The following is a 17052-nucleotide window of genomic DNA, read 5'->3' on the forward strand; positions in this document are numbered from 1 at the left end:
CCCCGCGTTTTCGCGCAGCCTAGGGACTGTCAGGCCCTCCGTCCATGTGAAAACCGTGGCCCTCGCGCCGCCCTGCGGCCGGAAATCACGCGGGCCAAGGCATTTAACGCTCGCATTGCGGGGGCGAAGGGGGCAGACTTCGCGCACGAGCAGATGAGGCAAAAAAACAATGGCCTTCCACCCCCCGAAACCCGTGCCGCCCGGGCTGTGGCGGCGTACGCCGCCCGCGATATTTCCGTCGATCCTCGGGCTTTTCGGTCTTGGCCTTGCCTGGCGTCGCGGAAGCATGCTTCTGGACTGGCCCCCGGTGATCGGAGAGATCGTCCTGGGCTCGGTCACCGGACTTCTGGCGTTTGCCATGCTGGCCTACGGCGTCAAGCTGGCGCGGCGCCCCGCGGTCATTTCCGAGGATCTTGCCATCCTGCCGGGGAGGGCGGGCCTGTCCGCCCAGTGCCTGTCGGTCTACCTTGCTTCCGCCGCGCTCTGGCCCTACGCGCCGAGCCTTGCGTGGGGGCTGCTTTATCTTGGCCTTGGGTGGCACGCCCTCGTTGCGGCCGTGATGATCGTCAGCTTCCTCCGTGGGCCGGCAGAGCAGCGCCGGGTCACGCCGGTCTGGCATCTGAGCTTCGTGGGCTTCATCGTCGCCGCAATGGCGGCGCAGCCCATGCAACTCGCGGAACTGGCCGAGGCGATCTTCATCCTGACCTTCTTCCTTGCGTTGGTGATCTGGGGGATCAGCCTTGAGCAGTTCCGGCGCGAAACGGTTCCCGCGCCACTTCGGCCGCTTTTGGCGATCCACCTCTCGCCCGCGGCACTGTTCGGCCTTGTCGCCGCCGGCTTCGACCTTCAGTCGCTGGCGATGGGCTTTGCCGGGCTTGCCGCTGCGATCGTCATCCTGATGGTGATCCGCGTTCGCTGGCTGACGGCCGCGGGCTTTACCCCGTTCTGGGGCGCCTTCACCTTCCCGCTGGCCGCGACGGCATCGCTTTGGCTGACGTTGGGCGGCATCTGGTCGGTGCCGGGCGTAATCGCGCTGGCCGCTGCCTCGGCGATCATCCCGCTGATTGCATGGCGGGTGCTTCGCCTGTGGGCGAGGGGCCAGCTTGCCACCGTGACCAACGCGGCGATTGCCTGAGGCATCGCGTTAAAGCAACCGTGTCCAAGCCCGGGCGATGGCCAGTCCCGTGGCATCGGCGGCAGGGGCGTGCCGTGCCGAAATGTCGCTGAACGCGTCCAGCCAGCCGGGATGCCGCGCTTCGACCGCATCAGGAAAATCGCGGTTCCAGGCCTGGACCACCGCACGGTTCGCCTCGAAATGGAACTGGGTTCCGTAAGCCGCCCGACCGACGCGGAAGGCCTGGTTTGCGACCGCGCCGCTGGCCGCAAGCCGCGTCCCGCCCGTCGGAAGATCGAAGGTATCGGAATGCCACTGGAAGATCGGGAACCCGGCATCAAGCCCCTCCAGCAACGGGTCGGCCCGGCCCTCCTCCGTGGGCGTGACATGGTGCCAGCCGAACTCGCGCGCAGAGCCCAGCCGGTTCCGGGCGCCGTAGGCGCGCGCCAGCATCTGGCTGCCAAGGCAGATGCCCAGAAGCGGCCCGCCCTGATCTGCATAGCTGCGCATTAGCGTTGCAAGACGCGGCAGGTAAGGATGCGTGTGGTCATCCAGCGCGCTTTGCTCGCCGCCCAGAACCACAAGCCCCGCGTATCGCCCCATCTGGTCCGGCAGCCCCCCGTCTTTCCAGGGACGCCAGATGTCGATCAGCGCACCGGCCTCGGCCAACGCGACGCCAACCTGGCCCAGATGGGTAACCTCGGTGTTCTCGACGATCGCGACGCGCATGACCAACCTCCGCTGCGTGCGATTGACCATGCCGACCGCGAGAAGCGCAAGGGGCGGTTTTTGGTCTTGCACTCCCCCCCTCCCCGTGAAATGGGGAAGCGCCAAACGAAGACTCCCCGAGGAGGCCCCCATGGAGATTCGCGAGGCGCTCACATTTGACGACGTGCTTCTTGTGCCGGCCGCATCCAGCGTACTTCCGTCGGATGCCGATACGTCGACATTTGTCACCCGGTCCATCCGGATGAACATCCCGCTTTTGTCCTCTGCGATGGACACGGTCACCGAAGCGCGCATGGCGATCGCCATGGCGCAGGCGGGCGGCATCGGCGTGATCCACCGTAACCTCGACCCCGAGACACAGGCGCGCGAAGTCAGCCGGGTGAAGCGGTTCGAAAGCGGTGTCGTCTACGCGCCGATCACCCTGACGCCGGATCAGACGCTTGCCGACGCCAAGGCGCTGATGGATCGCTACAACATCACCGGTTTCCCGGTCGTGGACGACGCCGGCCGAGTCGTAGGCATCGTGACGAACCGCGACATGCGCTTCGCCTCGGACGACAAGACGCCGGTCCGGGTGATGATGACCTCTGATAACCTTGCGGTGCTGAAGGAACCCGTCGACCGGGAAGAAGCAATCAGCCTCATGAAGGCGCGGCGGATCGAAAAACTGCTGGTGACGGACGGGCAGGGCAAGCTGACCGGTCTCCTGACGCTGAAGGACACCGAGAAAAGCGTTCTGAACCCTCACGCCTGCAAGGACGATCTGGGCCGGCTGCGGGTCGCGGCGGCGTCGACCGTGGGCGATGCGGGGTTCGAACGTAGCCAGGCGCTGATCGACGCGGGCGTGGACATGGTGGTGATCGACACCGCCCATGGTCACTCCGAGGGCGTCGCCAAGGCCGTCGAGCGGATCAAGAAGCTGACCAACGCGGTACAGGTCGTCGCCGGCAACGTGGCGACGGCCGAAGCCACTCGGGCGCTGATCGGCGCGGGGGCGGATGCCGTCAAGGTGGGGATCGGGCCAGGCTCGATCTGCACCACGCGGATCGTCGCGGGCGTGGGTGTGCCGCAACTGACTGCGATCATGGACGCGGCCCGCGCGGCAGGGGACATTCCCGTCATCGCCGACGGTGGCATCAAGTTCTCGGGCGATTTCGCCAAGGCGATCGCTGCGGGTGCGTCCTGCGCCATGGTGGGCTCTGCCATCGCCGGAACCGATGAAAGCCCCGGCGAGGTCATCCTGTGGCAAGGCCGCAGCTTCAAGGCCTACCGCGGCATGGGCAGCCTTGGCGCGATGGCGCGCGGATCGGCCGACCGCTACTTCCAGAAGGACGCGGCCTCGGACAAGCTGGTGCCCGAGGGGATCGAGGGTCAGGTTCCCTACAAGGGCTCGGCTGGTGCGGTCATCCACCAGCTCGTGGGCGGCCTGCGGGCTGCGATGGGCTATACCGGCAACCGCACCGTGGCCGAGATGCGGCAGAACTGCCAGTTCGTGCGCATCACCGGCGCAGGGCTGAAGGAAAGCCATGTCCACGATGTGCAGATCACCCGCGAAAGCCCGAACTACCGGGCGATCTAGGGCTGGCTGCTTCCAAGGCATGTCGGACCGTCTTTGACGCCCGCGTCCGGACCCGCCGCAATCGGAGGTGCGCATGACCCCAGAGGCACGTATCGCCGCGGCGGTCGATATCCTGGATCGCGTCCTTGCGGGTGAACCCGCGGAGCGCTCGCTTACCACCTGGGCGCGAGGGAACCGGTTTGCCGGATCGCGGGACCGTGCCGCGATCCGCGATCATGTCTACGACGCGTTGCGTCGGCGCCGCTCGGCGCTAGCGCTGTCGGGGCAGTCGACGTCTTCTGGTCGGGCCCTGATGATCGGGCTCTTGCGCGAAGACGGTGGCGATCCGGGCACCGTCTTTTCCGGCCAGGGGTACGCGCCCGCGCCGCTAAGCGCGCAAGAGGCCGAGGCGCTTTCGTCGGCGCCCGTTCGCGGCGATCTGCCTGAGGCGATATCGCTCGATCTGCCCGATTGGCTGGTTGCGCCCCTGCGCGCCCGGCTGGGAGACGACTTTGGAGCAGCGATGGAGGCAATGCGGCACCGCGCCCCGGTCTTCTTGCGTGTCAATGCCGCCCGAAGCGACAGGGAGCGCGCGGCGGAGGCCTTGGCGGCGGAAGGGATCTCCACCCGGCACTCACCGCTTGCCGTCCACGCGCTTGAGGTCATCGACGGTGCGGGTCGGATCAAGTCGTCGCAAAGCTACCTTACGGGCCTTGTCGAGTTGCAGGATGCGGCCTCGCAGGCCGCGGTCGAGTCATTGCCGCTGACGTCCGGAATGCGCGTGCTCGATTACTGCGCCGGCGGAGGGGGCAAGGTACTTGCGATGGCAGCCCGCGCTCAAGGCACATGGTTCGCCCATGACGCCGATCCGCGCCGGATGGCGGATCTGCCAACGCGCGCAGAACGGGCGGGTGTCGCGGTTCGCCGCATCCCCACGGAACGCGTGGCGGTGGAAGCGCCATTCGATCTTGTTCTGACGGATGTTCCCTGTACCGGGTCAGGCACGTGGCGGCGCACGCCAGAGGCAAAGTGGACCCTTCGGCCAGAGCGGCTTGAGGAGTTGACCAGAACGCAGGACGACATCCTTTCCGATGCACAGGCGTTGGTTCGGCCCGGAGGTGCGCTGGCCTACATGACCTGTTCGCTGCTCGAACAGGAAAATGGCGACCGGATCGCCGCGTTTCTGATGGCGCATCCGTCATTTGAACTTGAAACGGAGCGTCGCTTCAGCCCGCTCGATGGTGGTGACGGCTTCTATCTCGCTTGCCTGAGACGAAACCAGGCGGCAAGTTTCCCGTAGAAGTGATTTCACGCGTTAAGCGGCCTTTAAGAGTTTCACGGTCGTATGCATCCTATTGCAGTCGGGAGGATCCCCTTGTGACGCGAAAGCCGCCGGAACCCGATCCGGCAGACAGACGGAATGCGTGGATGTTCTTGCGCGCTGCGGTTCCGGCCATCGGCGGCGCCCTGCTTCTGTTTCCGGCCTACATCTGGGCAGGGTCGCTGAAGGGAATCGTCATGCTGACGTCATCCGTGGCGCTGATCTTGCTGGGTATCCTGATCCTTGTCCTTGAAGCCATCAGGCATATCGGTCACCGCCGTCTGAGTGCTGCGATCGCGACCATGGTCGCGGATGACGAAACCCCCACCTTCACCACGACGGCAGAGTGCAATGTCGTGGCGCGCAACGCGGCCGCCCTCGTCCGTTTTGGGCCCGAAGTGTGCCGGCTGTCCCAGGTCCTGAACGCGGTTCTGGCCGAGCCCGAGCCAGTCCTGCGGCGTCTTGCAAGGTCCGTAGAGGATGCCGGATCGGCGCAAGAGGTGGTCGTGACAAAGCGCGGAAATGTCCGGCTGACCGCGCAACGCGCATCGCGGGATCTGCTTGTCTGGCGCTTGGAGGAATGGGGCGGCGGGCGACAAACAACCGTGCAGGGCAACGCGGTCGGTCTGCCGATGATGACGCTTTCCGCTACTGGCGCTGTGCTTGCCCTGAACGATGCGCTGCGCGAGATTCTCGGCGGGCAGGCCGCAACCCTTGAGGCGATCTTCGGCCATCTTCCGGTGCACGGCGGCGAAATCAGGGAGGTTCAGACCACGGGCGGGCGCCGCCGTTTCCTGATATCTGAACTCGGACATCCGGGCCAGCCGCGGCAGCTTTACCTTGTTCCCGTCCCGGCGACGATCGGCGGGCCTGAGCAGGGCGGGCTTGGCGCCGCCGCGACGCTGCCGGTCGCGCTGCTGCTTCTGTCGCGCAGCGGCGCGCTGGTAGAGGCGAACGCGGCCGCGCGCATGCTGATTGGCGACGTCCCGGACAGAACCCCGCTGAGCGAGATACTCGAGGGCTTGGGGCAACCTGTCGAAGACTGGATTGCCGACGCGATGTCGGGCCGGGCCGAAGGCAGGCCCGAGGTGCTGCGTCTGCGCCACCCCGAGGCGGATGCCTATCTGCAGGTGACGCTCTCACGGGCCCTGACGCCCGAGGGGACTGGACTTATCGCCATCCTGTCGGACGCGACCCAACTCAAGACGCTTGAGGCCCAGTTTGTGCAAAGTCAGAAGATGCAGGCGATCGGTCAGCTTGCCGGCGGGATCGCACATGACTTCAACAACCTGCTGACAGCGATCACGGGCCACTGTGATCTTCTGCTCTTGCGCCACAGGCAAAGCGACCCCGACTATGCAGATCTGATGCAGATCAACCAGAACGCCAATCGCGCCGCAAGCCTGGTGGGTCAGCTTCTGGCGTTCTCGAGAAAGCAGACGCTCAAGTCGTGTGTTCTCGACCTGAGGGAAGCGCTGGCTGATCTAGCGCATCTCCTGAACCGCCTGGTGGGAGAGAACATCCGCCTGGTCCTGCGCAACGATCCGGAACTTTACCCGATCCGGGCCGATCGCCGTCAGTTGGAACAGGTGATTATGAACCTTGTCGTCAACGCTAGGGACGCCATGGCCAAGGGCGGCACGATCAGCATCACCACCGAAAACCTGCATCTGACCGAGGAACTTCGCCGCGATCGCGCGACCGTTCCGCCGGGGTACTACGTGCTTGTGTCGGTCGCGGACGAAGGCACGGGTATCGCGCCTGACAAGGTGGGCAAGATATTCGAGCCCTTCTTCACCACCAAGCGACAGGGAGAGGGGACGGGCCTCGGCTTGTCCATGGCCTACGGGATCGTGAAGCAGACCGGCGGCTTCATATTCTGCCACAGCCGCCTTGGGGCAGGCACGACTTTCCGTCTGTATTTTCCCGCTCATACCGCTGTGGAAATCGCCGAGCCCGAAACGTCAAAGGTCCACACCCCGGCGCCACCGCCAATGCGCCGGGGGAGCGGGACCGTGCTGCTGGTCGAGGATGAGGCGCCGGTTCGCGCCTTCGCGGCCCGGGCGCTCAAGATGCGCGGGTTTTCGGTGTTCGAGGCGGAGAGCGCAGAAACCGCGCTAACCATGCTTGAGGACAGGTCCCTGTCAATCGATGTGTTCGTGACGGATGTCATCATGCCGGGCATGGATGGCCCGACCTGGGTGCGGGAGGCATTGACCGATCGGCCCGCCACCCGGGTCGTGTTCATTTCCGGCTACGCCGAGGAAAGCATAGCCCAGACGCGCGACCGGGTGCCGAATTCCACCTTCCTGCCCAAGCCCTTTTCCCTCAGCGAACTCATTCGCACGGTCGAGGAACAGTTGGGCTCGGTATCCGGGCAGGGCAGAGGCCAGGTGACATTGTCGGATGCCGCGGACAAGACGCAGGCCCTGCCAGCCGATCAGTCGAGCGTCGCGTAAAGCGCGAAGTCTTCGGCCCGTTCGCGCCGGAGCCGCGCCTCTGTCTCCTGGGAAAGCTGAGTCGAACCTTCGGGGGATACGTTAAGCCGTGGCAGAATGATCTCGAAATCCAGCCGCTCTTCAAGAAAATCGATGAAGGCACGGATGTTTTCGTAACGAAACACGCGATCGATTCCCGGGCCATTGCCGGGGTCGAGAAAGCGCGCCTGACTACCGACGTCCGCGTAGGGCGGTCGTTCGTCCGACAGGTAGGCGGTGACGAAACTGTCGAAATCCATGCCGGCGGTCGAGCGTTCCTTGATCGGAATCGCATCGCGCTGCCGGTAGCGATACCAGCTGCCCAGCCAGTCGATTGGTTCCCGCATCAATGCGACGACAGTGAAATCCTCTCCTCCCGCTGCCGATCGCAGATAGGGCGCGAGAAAGCGCTGATACCGGCGCACAGGCGTGTGCTTCAGCGCGGGCGGGTTCTGGATGGAGACGTTGGCAAGGGGCTGAAGCGCGGCCTCGATCGCCGTCGTGCCGGTCTTCGGCGTGGCCAGAAAGACCAGCCGTTCCTTCCAGAATACGAGCATTCCCGTCCCTTTTTCGTTTTTCGGACGGTTCTGCCCGTCGTCTCTTAACTAAACTTTAACCGAGAAAAGAAAAAGTCGGGTTCAGGAAGATTTGGATTGAAATGTTCCCCTTTTGTGCTCATAGATGTGGGAACAAGACGCGAACAAACGGCAGCATTGCCCCTTGAAGCGGGCTATGGAATAAGGAAGCGACCCATGGCAGCAGCGACCCTTTTCGACATGAACGACAAACGCAGTGCGGACAAGCAGAAGGCGCTCGATTCGGCGCTGGCCCAGATCGAGCGCCAGTTCGGCAAGGGCTCGATCATGAAGCTGGGCGCCGACAACCCGGTGATGGAGATCGAGGCGACCTCAACGGGTTCCCTCGGGCTCGACATCGCGTTGGGGATCGGCGGCCTGCCGAAAGGTCGTGTCATCGAAATTTATGGCCCCGAAAGCTCGGGCAAGACGACGCTGACGCTTCACGTCGTCGCCGAGGAGCAGAAGAAGGGCGGCGTCTGCGCCTTTGTCGATGCCGAACATGCGCTTGACCCGCAGTACGCCAAGAAGCTGGGCGTCAATCTGGATGAGCTTCTGATCTCCCAGCCCGACACAGGCGAGCAGGCGCTTGAGATCGTGGATACGCTCGTACGTTCCGGCGCGGTCAGCCTTGTCGTCGTTGACTCTGTAGCGGCGCTTACGCCGAAGGCCGAGATCGAGGGCGATATGGGCGACGCCACCGTCGGCGCCCAGGCGCGACTGATGAGCCAGGCAATGCGCAAGCTCACCGCCTCGATCAGCCGATCGAACTGCATGGTGATCTTCATCAACCAGATCCGGATGAAGATTGGCGTGATGTTCGGCAACCCGGAAACCACGACGGGCGGCAACGCGCTGAAGTTCTATGCCTCCGTCCGGCTCGACATCCGCCGCATCGGTTCGATCAAGGACCGGGATGAGGTCGTCGGCAACTCGACCCGAGTGAAGGTTGTCAAGAACAAGGTGGCGCCGCCATTCAAGCAGGTTGAGTTTGACATCATGTACGGCGAGGGCATTTCGAAGACGGGCGAGTTGATCGACCTGGGCGTCAAGGCCGGAGTCGTCGAAAAATCGGGCGCCTGGTACTCTTACGGAGACGAGCGCATCGGGCAGGGTCGGGAAAACGCCAAGCAGTTCCTGCGTGAAAATTCCGATGTCGCCCTCTCGATCGAGGACAAGATCCGCGCGAGCCACGGGTTGGATTTCGGGGCCTCGGAAGACGGCGGCGAGGACGTCATGGAGGCCTGACGGGCCTGCGACACCTCCGACGGATATGGTAACCTGTGATGCGGCCGCCCGATCGGGCGGCCTTTTTCGCTGGAGGAGTTGCCGTGCATGTCATCGAGAGGGGCGCCGCCACCGTCGAAGCCTACGTCAAGGGGATGGTGCGCGGAGACCGAGCTTTGCTGAAGGGCGCGTTTCATCCCGACGCAAGTTCGGTCGGTCATTGCGACGGAGCGCTTGCGTAGTTGGGGTGCCCGGATTCGTCGAATCCTGCGACAGTTCCGCGGCTCCCGCCGGTTCCGAGAGTCCGTCCTGGACCATCGAGGAGATATCGCTTGCCGGAGATACGGCATGTGCTCGCGTCGTGAACCAACGGGCTGGCGAAAGTTTTCGGGACAGCCTGACGCTGCTTCACCATGACGGAAAGTGGCGGATCGTTGCAAGGGTGTTCTACCATCTGGGGGAGTGAGCCCTGAGGAGGCCGGACACGATCGCCACCTGTGAAACAGGGTGATACGCTGACCTTCGCCGGCGCGGCAGGAGTGAGGCGACTTCGAAACCCTTGCTGGACAGGGTCGCGAGGCGGGGCTAAAGGTTGCGGGCCAATTTTCCTTCGAAAGACCCCGGGAGCCGCCTGCACATGGCCAGCCTGAACGACATCCGCTCGACCTTCCTCGACTTCTTCCGGCGCAATGACCATCGGATCGTGGCGAGCTCCCCGCTTGTTCCGCGCAACGACCCCACGCTGATGTTCACGAACTCTGGCATGGTGCAGTTCAAGAACCTTTTCACCGGGGTCGAGACGCGCGATTACAACCGCGCGTCGACGGCGCAGAAATGTGTCCGCGCGGGTGGCAAACACAACGACCTGGACAATGTAGGATACACCGCGCGTCACCACACCTTCTTTGAAATGCTGGGGAATTTTTCTTTCGGCGACTATTTCAAGGAACAGGCGATTCCCTATGCCTGGGATCTGCTGACCAAGGACTTCGGTCTGAACAAGGACAAGCTTCTGGTCACGGTCTACCATACCGACGATGAGGCCGCGAACATCTGGAAGAAGGTCGCAGGGCTGACGGATGACCGGATCATCCGCATTCCGACCAACGACAACTTCTGGATGATGGGACCGACCGGCCCCTGTGGTCCGTGCACCGAGATCTTCTATGATCATGGCGACCACATCTGGGGCGGCCCTCCGGGTTCCGCGGAAGAGGACGGGGACCGGTTCATCGAGATCTGGAACCTGGTCTTCATGCAGTTTGAGCAGTTCGAGGACGGCAGCCGCCGCGACCTTGAAAATCAGTCGATCGACACCGGCATGGGGCTGGAACGGATCGGCGCCCTTCTGCAGGGCAAGCATGACAACTACGACACCGACCTGATGCGCAGCCTGATCGAGGCGTCGGCGCATGCGACTTCGACCGACCCGGACGGCAAAGGCAAGATCCATCATCGCGTGATCGCGGACCACCTCCGCTCGACCTCGTTCCTTATCGCGGATGGCGTCATGCCGTCGAACGAAGGGCGCGGCTACGTGCTGCGGCGGATCATGCGCCGCGCCATGCGCCACGCACACCTGCTTGGTGCCCAGGATCCGCTGATGCACCGGCTGGTTCCCGCACTGGTCCGACAGATGGGCACGGCCTACCCGGAGCTTCAGCGCGCGCAGGCGTTGATCGAGGAAACGCTCAAGCTTGAGGAGACACGGTTCAAGCAAACGCTGGACCGTGGCCTGCGGCTGCTGGACGACGAGCTTTCAAGGCTCGGTGAAGGCCAGCCGTTACCCGGCGCCGCGGCTTTCAAGCTTTATGACACCTACGGTTTCCCCTTGGACCTGACGCAGGATGCCCTGCGCGAGATGGGGCGGACGGTCGATGTCGCAGGCTTCGACCACGCGATGGAGGAGCAGAAGGCCAAGGCGCGGGCCGCCTGGGCGGGGTCCGGCGAAACCAGGGATGCCGCGATCTGGTTCGACCTGGCGGAAAAGCACGGGCCGACCGAGTTCCTGGGCTACGATACCGAAACCGCCGAGGGCCAGATCGTAGCACTTGTGGCTGATGGCAAGGAAACCGGCGCCGCCGCATCCGGGGCCAAGATCCAGATCGTGGTCAACCAGACGCCGTTTTACGCCGAAAGTGGCGGTCAGGTCGGCGACACCGGTCTGATCCGCACCGAAACGGGCATGGCGACCGTCACCGACACCAGGAAGTCGGCCGGGGTCTTCATCCACATCGCCGAAGTGTCCGAGGGCGAGATCGCGCGCGGCCAGCCTGCGAAACTTGAGGTCAGCCATGGTCGTCGGGCCGCGATCCGCTCGAACCACTCAGCCACCCACCTTCTGCACGAGGCGCTGCGGCGTTCGCTTGGCGATCACGTCGCGCAGCGCGGCTCTCTGAACGCCGAGGATCGCCTGCGGTTCGATTTCAGCCATTCCAAGGCGCTCAGCTCTCAGGAGTTGTCCGGGGTGGAGGAAGAGGTCAACAACTTCATCCGCCAGAACACGCCGGTGGAAACGCGGATCATGACGCCCGACGACGCCCGCGGGCTGGGGGCGCAAGCTCTGTTCGGCGAAAAGTATGGTGACGAGGTCCGAGTGGTCTCCATGGGCCGCTTGTCCGGTTCGGGCAAGGGACAGGAAGGCGACGTCTACTCGCTTGAGCTTTGCGGCGGTACGCATGTGCGGCGCACGGGAGACATCGGTGCCTTTGTCCTGCTCGGCGACAGCGCATCGTCGGCTGGGGTGCGCAGGATTGAGGCGCTTACGGGACAGGCGGCGCTTGACTTCCTGCGTGCCCAGGACACGCGGCTTGGCGAGACGGCGCTTGCGTTGAAGGCGCAGGCTGCCGATGTTCCGGCTCGGGTCCGGGCATTGCTGGATGAACGCAAGGCGCTTCAGAACGAGGTCGCCCAGCTGCGTCGCGAACTGGCGATGGGCGGTGGCGCATCGGGCGGACCGGAGATCAAGGAAATCAACGGCGTAAAGTTCATTCCTCAGGTGGTCTCCGGCGTTTCGGGCAAGGATCTTCCCGCGCTCGTCGACGAGCTGAAGGCGCGCGTGGGCTCGGGTGCCGTCCTGGTCGTCGCCGATACCGGTGGCAAGGCTGCGGTCGCGGCGGGCGTGACTGAGGATCTGACCGCGCGGCTATCCGCGGTCGAGATCGTCAAGGCCGCGGCAGAGGCGCTTGGTGGAAAGGGCGGCGGCGGGCGGCCTGACATGGCCCAGGCGGGCGGCGCGGATGTGTCGAAGGCTGGGGAAGCCGTGAAGGCGGCGGAAGCGGTGATCGGAGTGTCAAGATGACCGAGACGAAGAGCGCGCTGTGGATCGCCCATGTTAAGGTTCTGGACGCAGAGCGGTACGGCAAGTACGCGGCGCTGGCAGGGCCCGCGATCGCAAAGCACGGCGGAACCTTCCTTGCGCGGGGCGGCCGTTATGTCCAGCTTGAAGGAAACGACCGGCCGCGCAACGTGGTCGCGCGTTTCCCGTCGCTTGACGCAGCCGTCGCGTGTTACCACAGCCCCGAATATCAAGAGGCCCTCTCACATGCCAAGGGCGCGTCTGAACGCGACCTCATGGTGGTCGAGGAAGGCTGAACGAGGCAGGGCATCGGGAATGATCGCAGACCCACGGGCCGAGGTTTAGCGCCATGTGCCGCTGGGCTGCCTACACGGGCGAACCGATCCTGCTTGAAGAGGTCGTCTGCCGGCCCGGGCATTCGTTGATCGAACAAAGCCACGGCGCGACGCAGAGCAAGACGGCGATCAACGCAGATGGCTTCGGCATCGCCTGGTATGGCGAGCGTCCCGAACCGGGACTGTTTCGCGACATTCTGCCGGCATGGTCCGATCCCAACCTCAGGTCCATCACCGCGCAGGTTAGATCGCGAATGTTCCTGGCGCATGTGCGTGCATCCACCGGCACCGCGACCAGCCGAAACAACTGCCACCCCTTCGCCGTTGGGCGATGGTCGTTCATGCACAATGGACAGATCGGCGGCTTCGAACAGCTTCGCCGGGAGGTCGACATGATGATCCCCGACGGGCTTTATCCGCATCGCAAGGGCGCAACCGACAGCGAGGCCCTGTTCCTTGTCGCGCTGAGCGAGGGTCTTGATGAGGACCCGAAAGGCGCGCTTGAACGGGCCGTCGGCCGGATGGAGCGGCTGTCACGCGAACGAGGCGCCGCGCCGCACATCCGGCTTTCGGCGGCCTTCAGCGATGGCCGGACACTCTATGCCTGCCGCTACGCGACGGATGAATTCGCGCCGACCCTTTATCATCGCTGGTCGGACCGTTTCGGGGGCCGCGCCGTGGTGTCCGAGCCGCTCGAACTGGGCCAGTGCTGGGACGAGGTCGCGCCCGGCAGCTTCTGCACCTTTGATCAGAAGAGTGTTCAGACCTTGCCCTTCAATCCCGTCGCACACTGAAACCGGGGACGGGGGCGCCAAAGCGGCATTCCCGTTTCAGATGACGTTGGCGCGGAAAGAAGAACGGGGGCCCGCTAGGCCCCCGTGTTGATTGTCACGCCACCTTGGCCTGCCGCTTGCGCTCATGCGGATCAAGGAAGCGCTTGCGAAGGCGCACGATCTTCGGCGTGACCTCCACCAGTTCGTCGTCCTGGACATAGGCAATGGCCTGTTCCAGGCTCAACCGCACCGGGGGCGTCAGGCGCACCGCCTCGTCCGTCCCCGAGGCGCGGACGTTGGTCAGCTTCTTGCCCTTCAGCGGGTTGACCTCAAGGTCGTTGTCGCGGCTATGCTCGCCGATGATCATGCCCTCGTAGATCTGTTCCTGCGCGCCGATGAAGAGCCGCCCGCGCTCTTCGAGGTTCCACAGCGCATAGGCGACCGAAACCCCGTTTTCCATCGAGATCAGGACGCCTTCGCGGCGGCCCTGGATCTGACCCTTGTAGGGGGCCCAGCCGTGGAAGATGCGGTTCAGGACGCCGGTGCCGCGCGTGTCGGTCAGGAACTGGCCGTGGTAGCCGATCAGCCCGCGCGAGGGCACATGCGCGACGATCCGGGTCTTGCCCGCGCCAGCCGGGCGCATCTCGACCAGGTCGCCCTTGCGCTCGCCGGTCAGCTTGTCGATCACGGCGCCGGTGTATTCGTCATCGACGTCGATGATGGCTTCCTCGATCGGCTCCAGCCGTTCGCCGTTCTCCTCGCGCATGATGACGCGGGGGCGGGAGATCGAAAGCTCGAACCCTTCGCGACGCATGTTTTCGATAAGCACACCCATCTGAAGTTCGCCACGGCCGGACACAATGAAGGCCTCGCCGCCCGGCGTATCCTCGACGCGGATGGCGACGTTCATCTCGGCTTCCTTCATCAGCCGTTCGCGGATGACGCGCGACTGCACCTTGTTGCCGTCCTTGCCGGCCAGCGGGCTGTCATTGATCCCGAAGGTGACGGAGATGGTCGGCGGATCGATCGGCTGGGCGGGAAGTGCCGCGTCAACCTCGGTCGCGCAGAGCGTGTCGGCGACGGTCGCCTTGGTCATGCCGGCCAGCGTCACGATGTCACCGGCCTGCGCCTCGTCCACGGCCTGCTGGGCAAGGCCCCGGAACGCCAGGATCTTGGTCACGCGGAACTGCTCGATCCGCTCGTTCGTGCGCGACAGCGCCTTCAGCGTCTCGCCGACCTTGAGCGTGCCGCTTTCGACGCGGCCGGTCAGGATGCGGCCGATGAACGGGTCGGCCGAAAGGGTCGTCGCCAGCATCCGGAACGGTTCGTCCGTGCGCGCGATCTGCGCCGGTGCGGGCACGTGGCGCACCACCATGTCGAACAGCGCCGAAAGGTCCTTGCGCGGCCCTTCAAGACTGTCGTCGGCCCAGCCTGCGCGGCCCGAGGCGTAGAGGTGGGGAAAGTCCAGTTGCTGATCATCCGCGCCGAGGTTGGCAAAGAGGTCGAACACCTCGTTCAGCGCGCGGTCGGGTTCGGCATCGGGCTTGTCCACCTTGTTCAGAACGACGATGGGCCGGAGCCCCAGCGCCAGCGCCTTGGAGGTCACGAATTTCGTCTGCGGCATCGGCCCTTCGGCCGCGTCCACCAAGAGGACGACGCCATCGACCATGTTCAGGATCCGCTCGACCTCGCCGCCGAAGTCGGCGTGGCCGGGCGTGTCGACGATGTTGATCCGGGTGCCCTTCCATTCGACCGAGGTGCACTTTGCCAGGATCGTGATCCCGCGTTCGCGTTCGATGTCGTTGGAATCCATGGCGCGTTCGGCCACGGCCTGGTTTTCCCGGAATGCACCGGACTGCTTGAGAAGCTCGTCGACAAGCGTCGTCTTGCCGTGGTCGACGTGCGCGATGATCGCGATATTGCGGAGGTCCATAAGTCTGCCTTGATCCTGAGGTTGGCGCCCGGATAGAGGAAATCCCGGCCGAAGGCTAGGGCCTTGGGCAAAAAGCAGGGTTGCATCGATCAACCGAGTGGTTGGCCGATCTCTCGCAGCAGCTTCATTCGGATCGCCTGGGGATAGTCCGAAAACCCGCGTGCGGTCACTACGAACCCGCCGGGACTGATCACGAAGCTCCTGTAATAGACGGTGATCGACAGGCCAATGCTTTCGATCGCGATGGCGTTGATCTCGATCCCCGCCTTCAGGGCCCTTGCGCGATGGGGTTCAAGCGGGCGCCCCGCGTTCTGGGCTCCGTCGCCAGAGATGTCGATGACATGCCGCCTGCAGTCGGCCACCGATGCGAATTGTTCGGCTGCGAACCCGATGGCTTCGCCCACCGCCGTATCGGCGCCCGAAAACGCGCGGGGCAGGGTGCGTATTTCGTCTGCCAGCGCCCGCGCATCGGCCACGCCTTCGATATTGCGCCAGCCCAGCGACAGCGCCTGCATGCCGCCGGCGGACCATTGGACCATCGCGACCCGCGCCCGCGACAGCACCAGGGCGTCTACCACGGCCGGATCGCTCAGGGCGTCGGCGGTGCCGTCGATCTGGATGCGGTATTCGCCCGCGTCGATCGACCCGGAAACATCGATCGCCAGCATCAGCGCCACTTCACAGGCCCGGGCCGCGGGCGCGGTCAGGATCAGAAGCGACGCGAAGAGAGCACAAGAGGTCGCCATACCCGATCATGGCTCTACCGCGCCCGCGCGGCAAGCGGTTGTCAGCCCATCCTTTCGCCCGAGAGCAGCAGCAAGAGCGCGTCTTCCGGCAAAAGCCCCGTCTGAGCGAAGAAGGTAAGGAAGTCGAAGCAGTTGTAGGCCTCGGTGATCTTGTCGCCCTCGATCCGCATCATCACCTGGCCCGCCGCGCAGATCGGCTGCGTGCCTTCCGCCGCGACGGCATGCACCGATATCTGCGCCCAAAGCCAGTCCCCCATCTCCATCGTCCGGTCGATGGAGATTTCGAGGTTGCGGACAAGGGCCAGAAGCGCGGGCACGAGCGCCTTGAAGTCCTCGGGCCCGACCTGCCCGTCGGGCATCAAGCCGTCGGCCCCTGTGCGCGGCGCGAAATAGCGATCGACCGCATCGGGATCGGCTTCGATCCAAACCTGTCGGTACCAGTTTCGCAGGAACTCGACCTTCGTCATCTTGCGTCTTCCCTTGGCGCGCGTGACCCGAGCCTAGGGTTACAAGGTTGACGGAATGTGAAGAGGTGCAGGCTTCTGTTGCCAGGTGCCTGCGGACCCCGCCTTACGCGGCTAAGCGCAAGGACTTAGTTTCGGCGACCCGAACTGCTTACGCAGCCAGAGCCATTGCCGGAGCACGGTTGTTGTTGGCAACTGTACATTTCGGACCGATAACGGTGGTACCTCACCGGGACAAAGCAAACCCCTTTAGACGTTCGTCGATCCTATTTCGGCCCCAGTTTCCCCCAACAAGGGTATTTGGTGGAGCCGCCGGGTACCGCCCCCGGGTCCGATCCGCTTATTACGAGCGCGTTTATGTCCATAGTCCGGGAGAACCCGAACGGCCCGAATATAGGGCGCGCGCAGGGCCCCTGCAAGTCGCAGGTCGCGTGACGACGTATTTCGCAAAATGCAAAACTGCTTTCGCTATGCGTTAATTTGGCCCCTTGGGTGCGGCTAT

At 64.3% G+C, this 17052-nt stretch carries 15 protein-coding genes and 1 other RNA gene; 10 read left to right on the plus strand and 6 right to left on the minus strand.

Going from position 1 to position 17052, the window contains the following annotated elements; genetic code table 11:
* Positions 1 to 169: 169 nt before the first annotated feature.
* On the plus strand, positions 170 to 1135 hold the full coding sequence (locus OEW28_RS18115) for a TDT family transporter (protein ID WP_263736205.1): 966 nt from the start codon (positions 170 to 172) through the stop codon (positions 1133 to 1135).
* 9 nt (positions 1136 to 1144) lie between these two features.
* Here OEW28_RS18115 and OEW28_RS18120 read toward each other — a convergent pair whose 3' ends face one another.
* Positions 1145 to 1915 carry a type 1 glutamine amidotransferase gene (locus OEW28_RS18120; protein WP_263736206.1) on the minus strand — a complete coding sequence of 257 codons (771 nt, stop codon included), beginning with the start codon at positions 1913 to 1915 and terminating at the stop codon, positions 1145 to 1147.
* A 58-nt stretch (positions 1916 to 1973) separates the two neighbouring features.
* Between OEW28_RS18120 and guaB the strand changes: the two genes are divergently transcribed.
* From guaB to OEW28_RS18135, 3 genes are all read left to right on the plus strand, one after another.
* A complete protein-coding gene (gene guaB, locus OEW28_RS18125) occupies positions 1974 to 3422 on the plus strand; it encodes an IMP dehydrogenase (protein ID WP_263736207.1) in 1449 nt (482 codons plus the stop codon).
* 73 nt (positions 3423 to 3495) lie between these two features.
* The gene (locus OEW28_RS18130) at positions 3496 to 4701 is read left to right on the plus strand and encodes an RsmB/NOP family class I SAM-dependent RNA methyltransferase (RefSeq protein WP_263736208.1); all 1206 of its coding nucleotides are present in this window, start codon (positions 3496 to 3498) and stop codon (positions 4699 to 4701) included.
* A gap of 128 nt (positions 4702 to 4829) precedes the next feature.
* Complete coding sequence (locus OEW28_RS18135; protein WP_263736209.1) at positions 4830 to 7181, plus strand: hybrid sensor histidine kinase/response regulator; 2352 nt, start codon at positions 4830 to 4832, stop codon at positions 7179 to 7181.
* On the opposite strand, the gene OEW28_RS18140 is transcribed toward OEW28_RS18135, so the two are convergent.
* Positions 7163 to 7756, minus strand: a complete 594-nt coding sequence (locus OEW28_RS18140; RefSeq protein ID WP_263736210.1) for a hypothetical protein — start codon at positions 7754 to 7756, stop codon at positions 7163 to 7165. The two genes, OEW28_RS18135 and OEW28_RS18140, sit on opposite strands and share 19 nt — an antisense overlap.
* A gap of 195 nt (positions 7757 to 7951) precedes the next feature.
* On the opposite strand from OEW28_RS18140, the gene recA reads away from it, so the two are divergent.
* The 6 genes from recA (at position 7952) to OEW28_RS18170 (ending at position 13428) form a co-directional block, all read left to right on the plus strand.
* The gene (gene recA, locus OEW28_RS18145) at positions 7952 to 9022 is read left to right on the plus strand and encodes a recombinase RecA (protein WP_263736211.1); all 1071 of its coding nucleotides are present in this window, start codon (positions 7952 to 7954) and stop codon (positions 9020 to 9022) included.
* A gap of 83 nt (positions 9023 to 9105) precedes the next feature.
* Positions 9106 to 9243 carry a nuclear transport factor 2 family protein gene (locus OEW28_RS18150; RefSeq protein ID WP_263736212.1) on the plus strand — a complete coding sequence of 46 codons (138 nt, stop codon included), beginning with the start codon at positions 9106 to 9108 and terminating at the stop codon, positions 9241 to 9243.
* Positions 9244 to 9248: 5 nt separating this feature from the next.
* Positions 9249 to 9467: a nuclear transport factor 2 family protein gene (locus OEW28_RS18155; protein WP_263736213.1), complete on the plus strand. Its 219-nt coding sequence runs from the start codon at positions 9249 to 9251 to the stop codon at positions 9465 to 9467.
* 171 nt (positions 9468 to 9638) lie between these two features.
* Complete coding sequence (gene alaS, locus OEW28_RS18160; RefSeq protein WP_263736214.1) at positions 9639 to 12302, plus strand: alanine--tRNA ligase; 2664 nt, start codon at positions 9639 to 9641, stop codon at positions 12300 to 12302.
* A complete protein-coding gene (locus OEW28_RS18165; protein WP_263736215.1) occupies positions 12299 to 12595 on the plus strand; it encodes a DUF1330 domain-containing protein in 297 nt (98 codons plus the stop codon). Before alaS ends, OEW28_RS18165 begins: the two co-directional genes overlap by 4 nt.
* A 53-nt stretch (positions 12596 to 12648) precedes the next feature.
* Entirely contained in the window at positions 12649 to 13428 is a 780-nt protein-coding gene (locus OEW28_RS18170) for a class II glutamine amidotransferase (protein ID WP_263736216.1), read from the plus strand.
* A 94-nt stretch (positions 13429 to 13522) separates the two neighbouring features.
* On the opposite strand, the gene typA is transcribed toward OEW28_RS18170, so the two are convergent.
* The 4 genes from typA to ssrA form a co-directional block, all read right to left on the minus strand.
* Positions 13523 to 15340, minus strand: coding sequence for a translational GTPase TypA (gene typA / locus OEW28_RS18175; RefSeq protein ID WP_263736217.1), 1818 nt, complete (start codon positions 15338 to 15340; stop codon positions 13523 to 13525).
* Positions 15341 to 15429: 89 nt separating this feature from the next.
* Positions 15430 to 16086: a DUF1194 domain-containing protein gene (locus OEW28_RS18180; RefSeq protein WP_263736218.1), complete on the minus strand. Its 657-nt coding sequence runs from the start codon at positions 16084 to 16086 to the stop codon at positions 15430 to 15432.
* Between the two features lie 41 nt (positions 16087 to 16127).
* Positions 16128 to 16553 carry an ester cyclase gene (locus tag OEW28_RS18185; protein ID WP_263736219.1) on the minus strand — a complete coding sequence of 142 codons (426 nt, stop codon included), beginning with the start codon at positions 16551 to 16553 and terminating at the stop codon, positions 16128 to 16130.
* A gap of 64 nt (positions 16554 to 16617) precedes the next feature.
* Positions 16618 to 16973: a transfer-messenger RNA gene (ssrA, locus tag OEW28_RS18190) on the minus strand.
* Between the last annotated feature and the right edge of the window lie 79 nt (positions 16974 to 17052).

Origin of the sequence: Albidovulum marisflavi (assembly GCF_025751435.1) — a bacterium.
In the GTDB taxonomy this organism is placed as follows: Bacteria; Pseudomonadota; Alphaproteobacteria; order Rhodobacterales; family Rhodobacteraceae; genus Albidovulum; species Albidovulum marisflavi.

Bases quoted from the DNA above. Each gene is read 5' to 3' on its own strand.
- OEW28_RS18115 (WP_263736205.1), top strand. From the start codon at position 170: ATGGCCTTCCACCCCCCGAAACCCGTGCCGCCCGGGCTGTGGCGGCGT.
- guaB (WP_263736207.1), top strand. From the start codon at position 1,974: ATGGAGATTCGCGAGGCGCTCACATTTGACGACGTGCTTCTTGTGCCG.
- OEW28_RS18130 (WP_263736208.1), top strand. From the start codon at position 3,496: ATGACCCCAGAGGCACGTATCGCCGCGGCGGTCGATATCCTGGATCGC.
- OEW28_RS18135 (WP_263736209.1), top strand. From the start codon at position 4,830: ATGTTCTTGCGCGCTGCGGTTCCGGCCATCGGCGGCGCCCTGCTTCTG.
- OEW28_RS18140 (WP_263736210.1), bottom strand. From the start codon at position 7,756: ATGCTCGTATTCTGGAAGGAACGGCTGGTCTTTCTGGCCACGCCGAAG.
- recA (WP_263736211.1), top strand. From the start codon at position 7,952: ATGGCAGCAGCGACCCTTTTCGACATGAACGACAAACGCAGTGCGGAC.
- alaS (WP_263736214.1), top strand. From the start codon at position 9,639: ATGGCCAGCCTGAACGACATCCGCTCGACCTTCCTCGACTTCTTCCGG.
- OEW28_RS18165 (WP_263736215.1), top strand. From the start codon at position 12,299: ATGACCGAGACGAAGAGCGCGCTGTGGATCGCCCATGTTAAGGTTCTG.
- OEW28_RS18170 (WP_263736216.1), top strand. From the start codon at position 12,649: ATGTGCCGCTGGGCTGCCTACACGGGCGAACCGATCCTGCTTGAAGAG.
- typA (WP_263736217.1), bottom strand. From the start codon at position 15,340: ATGGACCTCCGCAATATCGCGATCATCGCGCACGTCGACCACGGCAAG.
- OEW28_RS18180 (WP_263736218.1), bottom strand. From the start codon at position 16,086: ATGGCGACCTCTTGTGCTCTCTTCGCGTCGCTTCTGATCCTGACCGCG.
- OEW28_RS18185 (WP_263736219.1), bottom strand. From the start codon at position 16,553: ATGACGAAGGTCGAGTTCCTGCGAAACTGGTACCGACAGGTTTGGATC.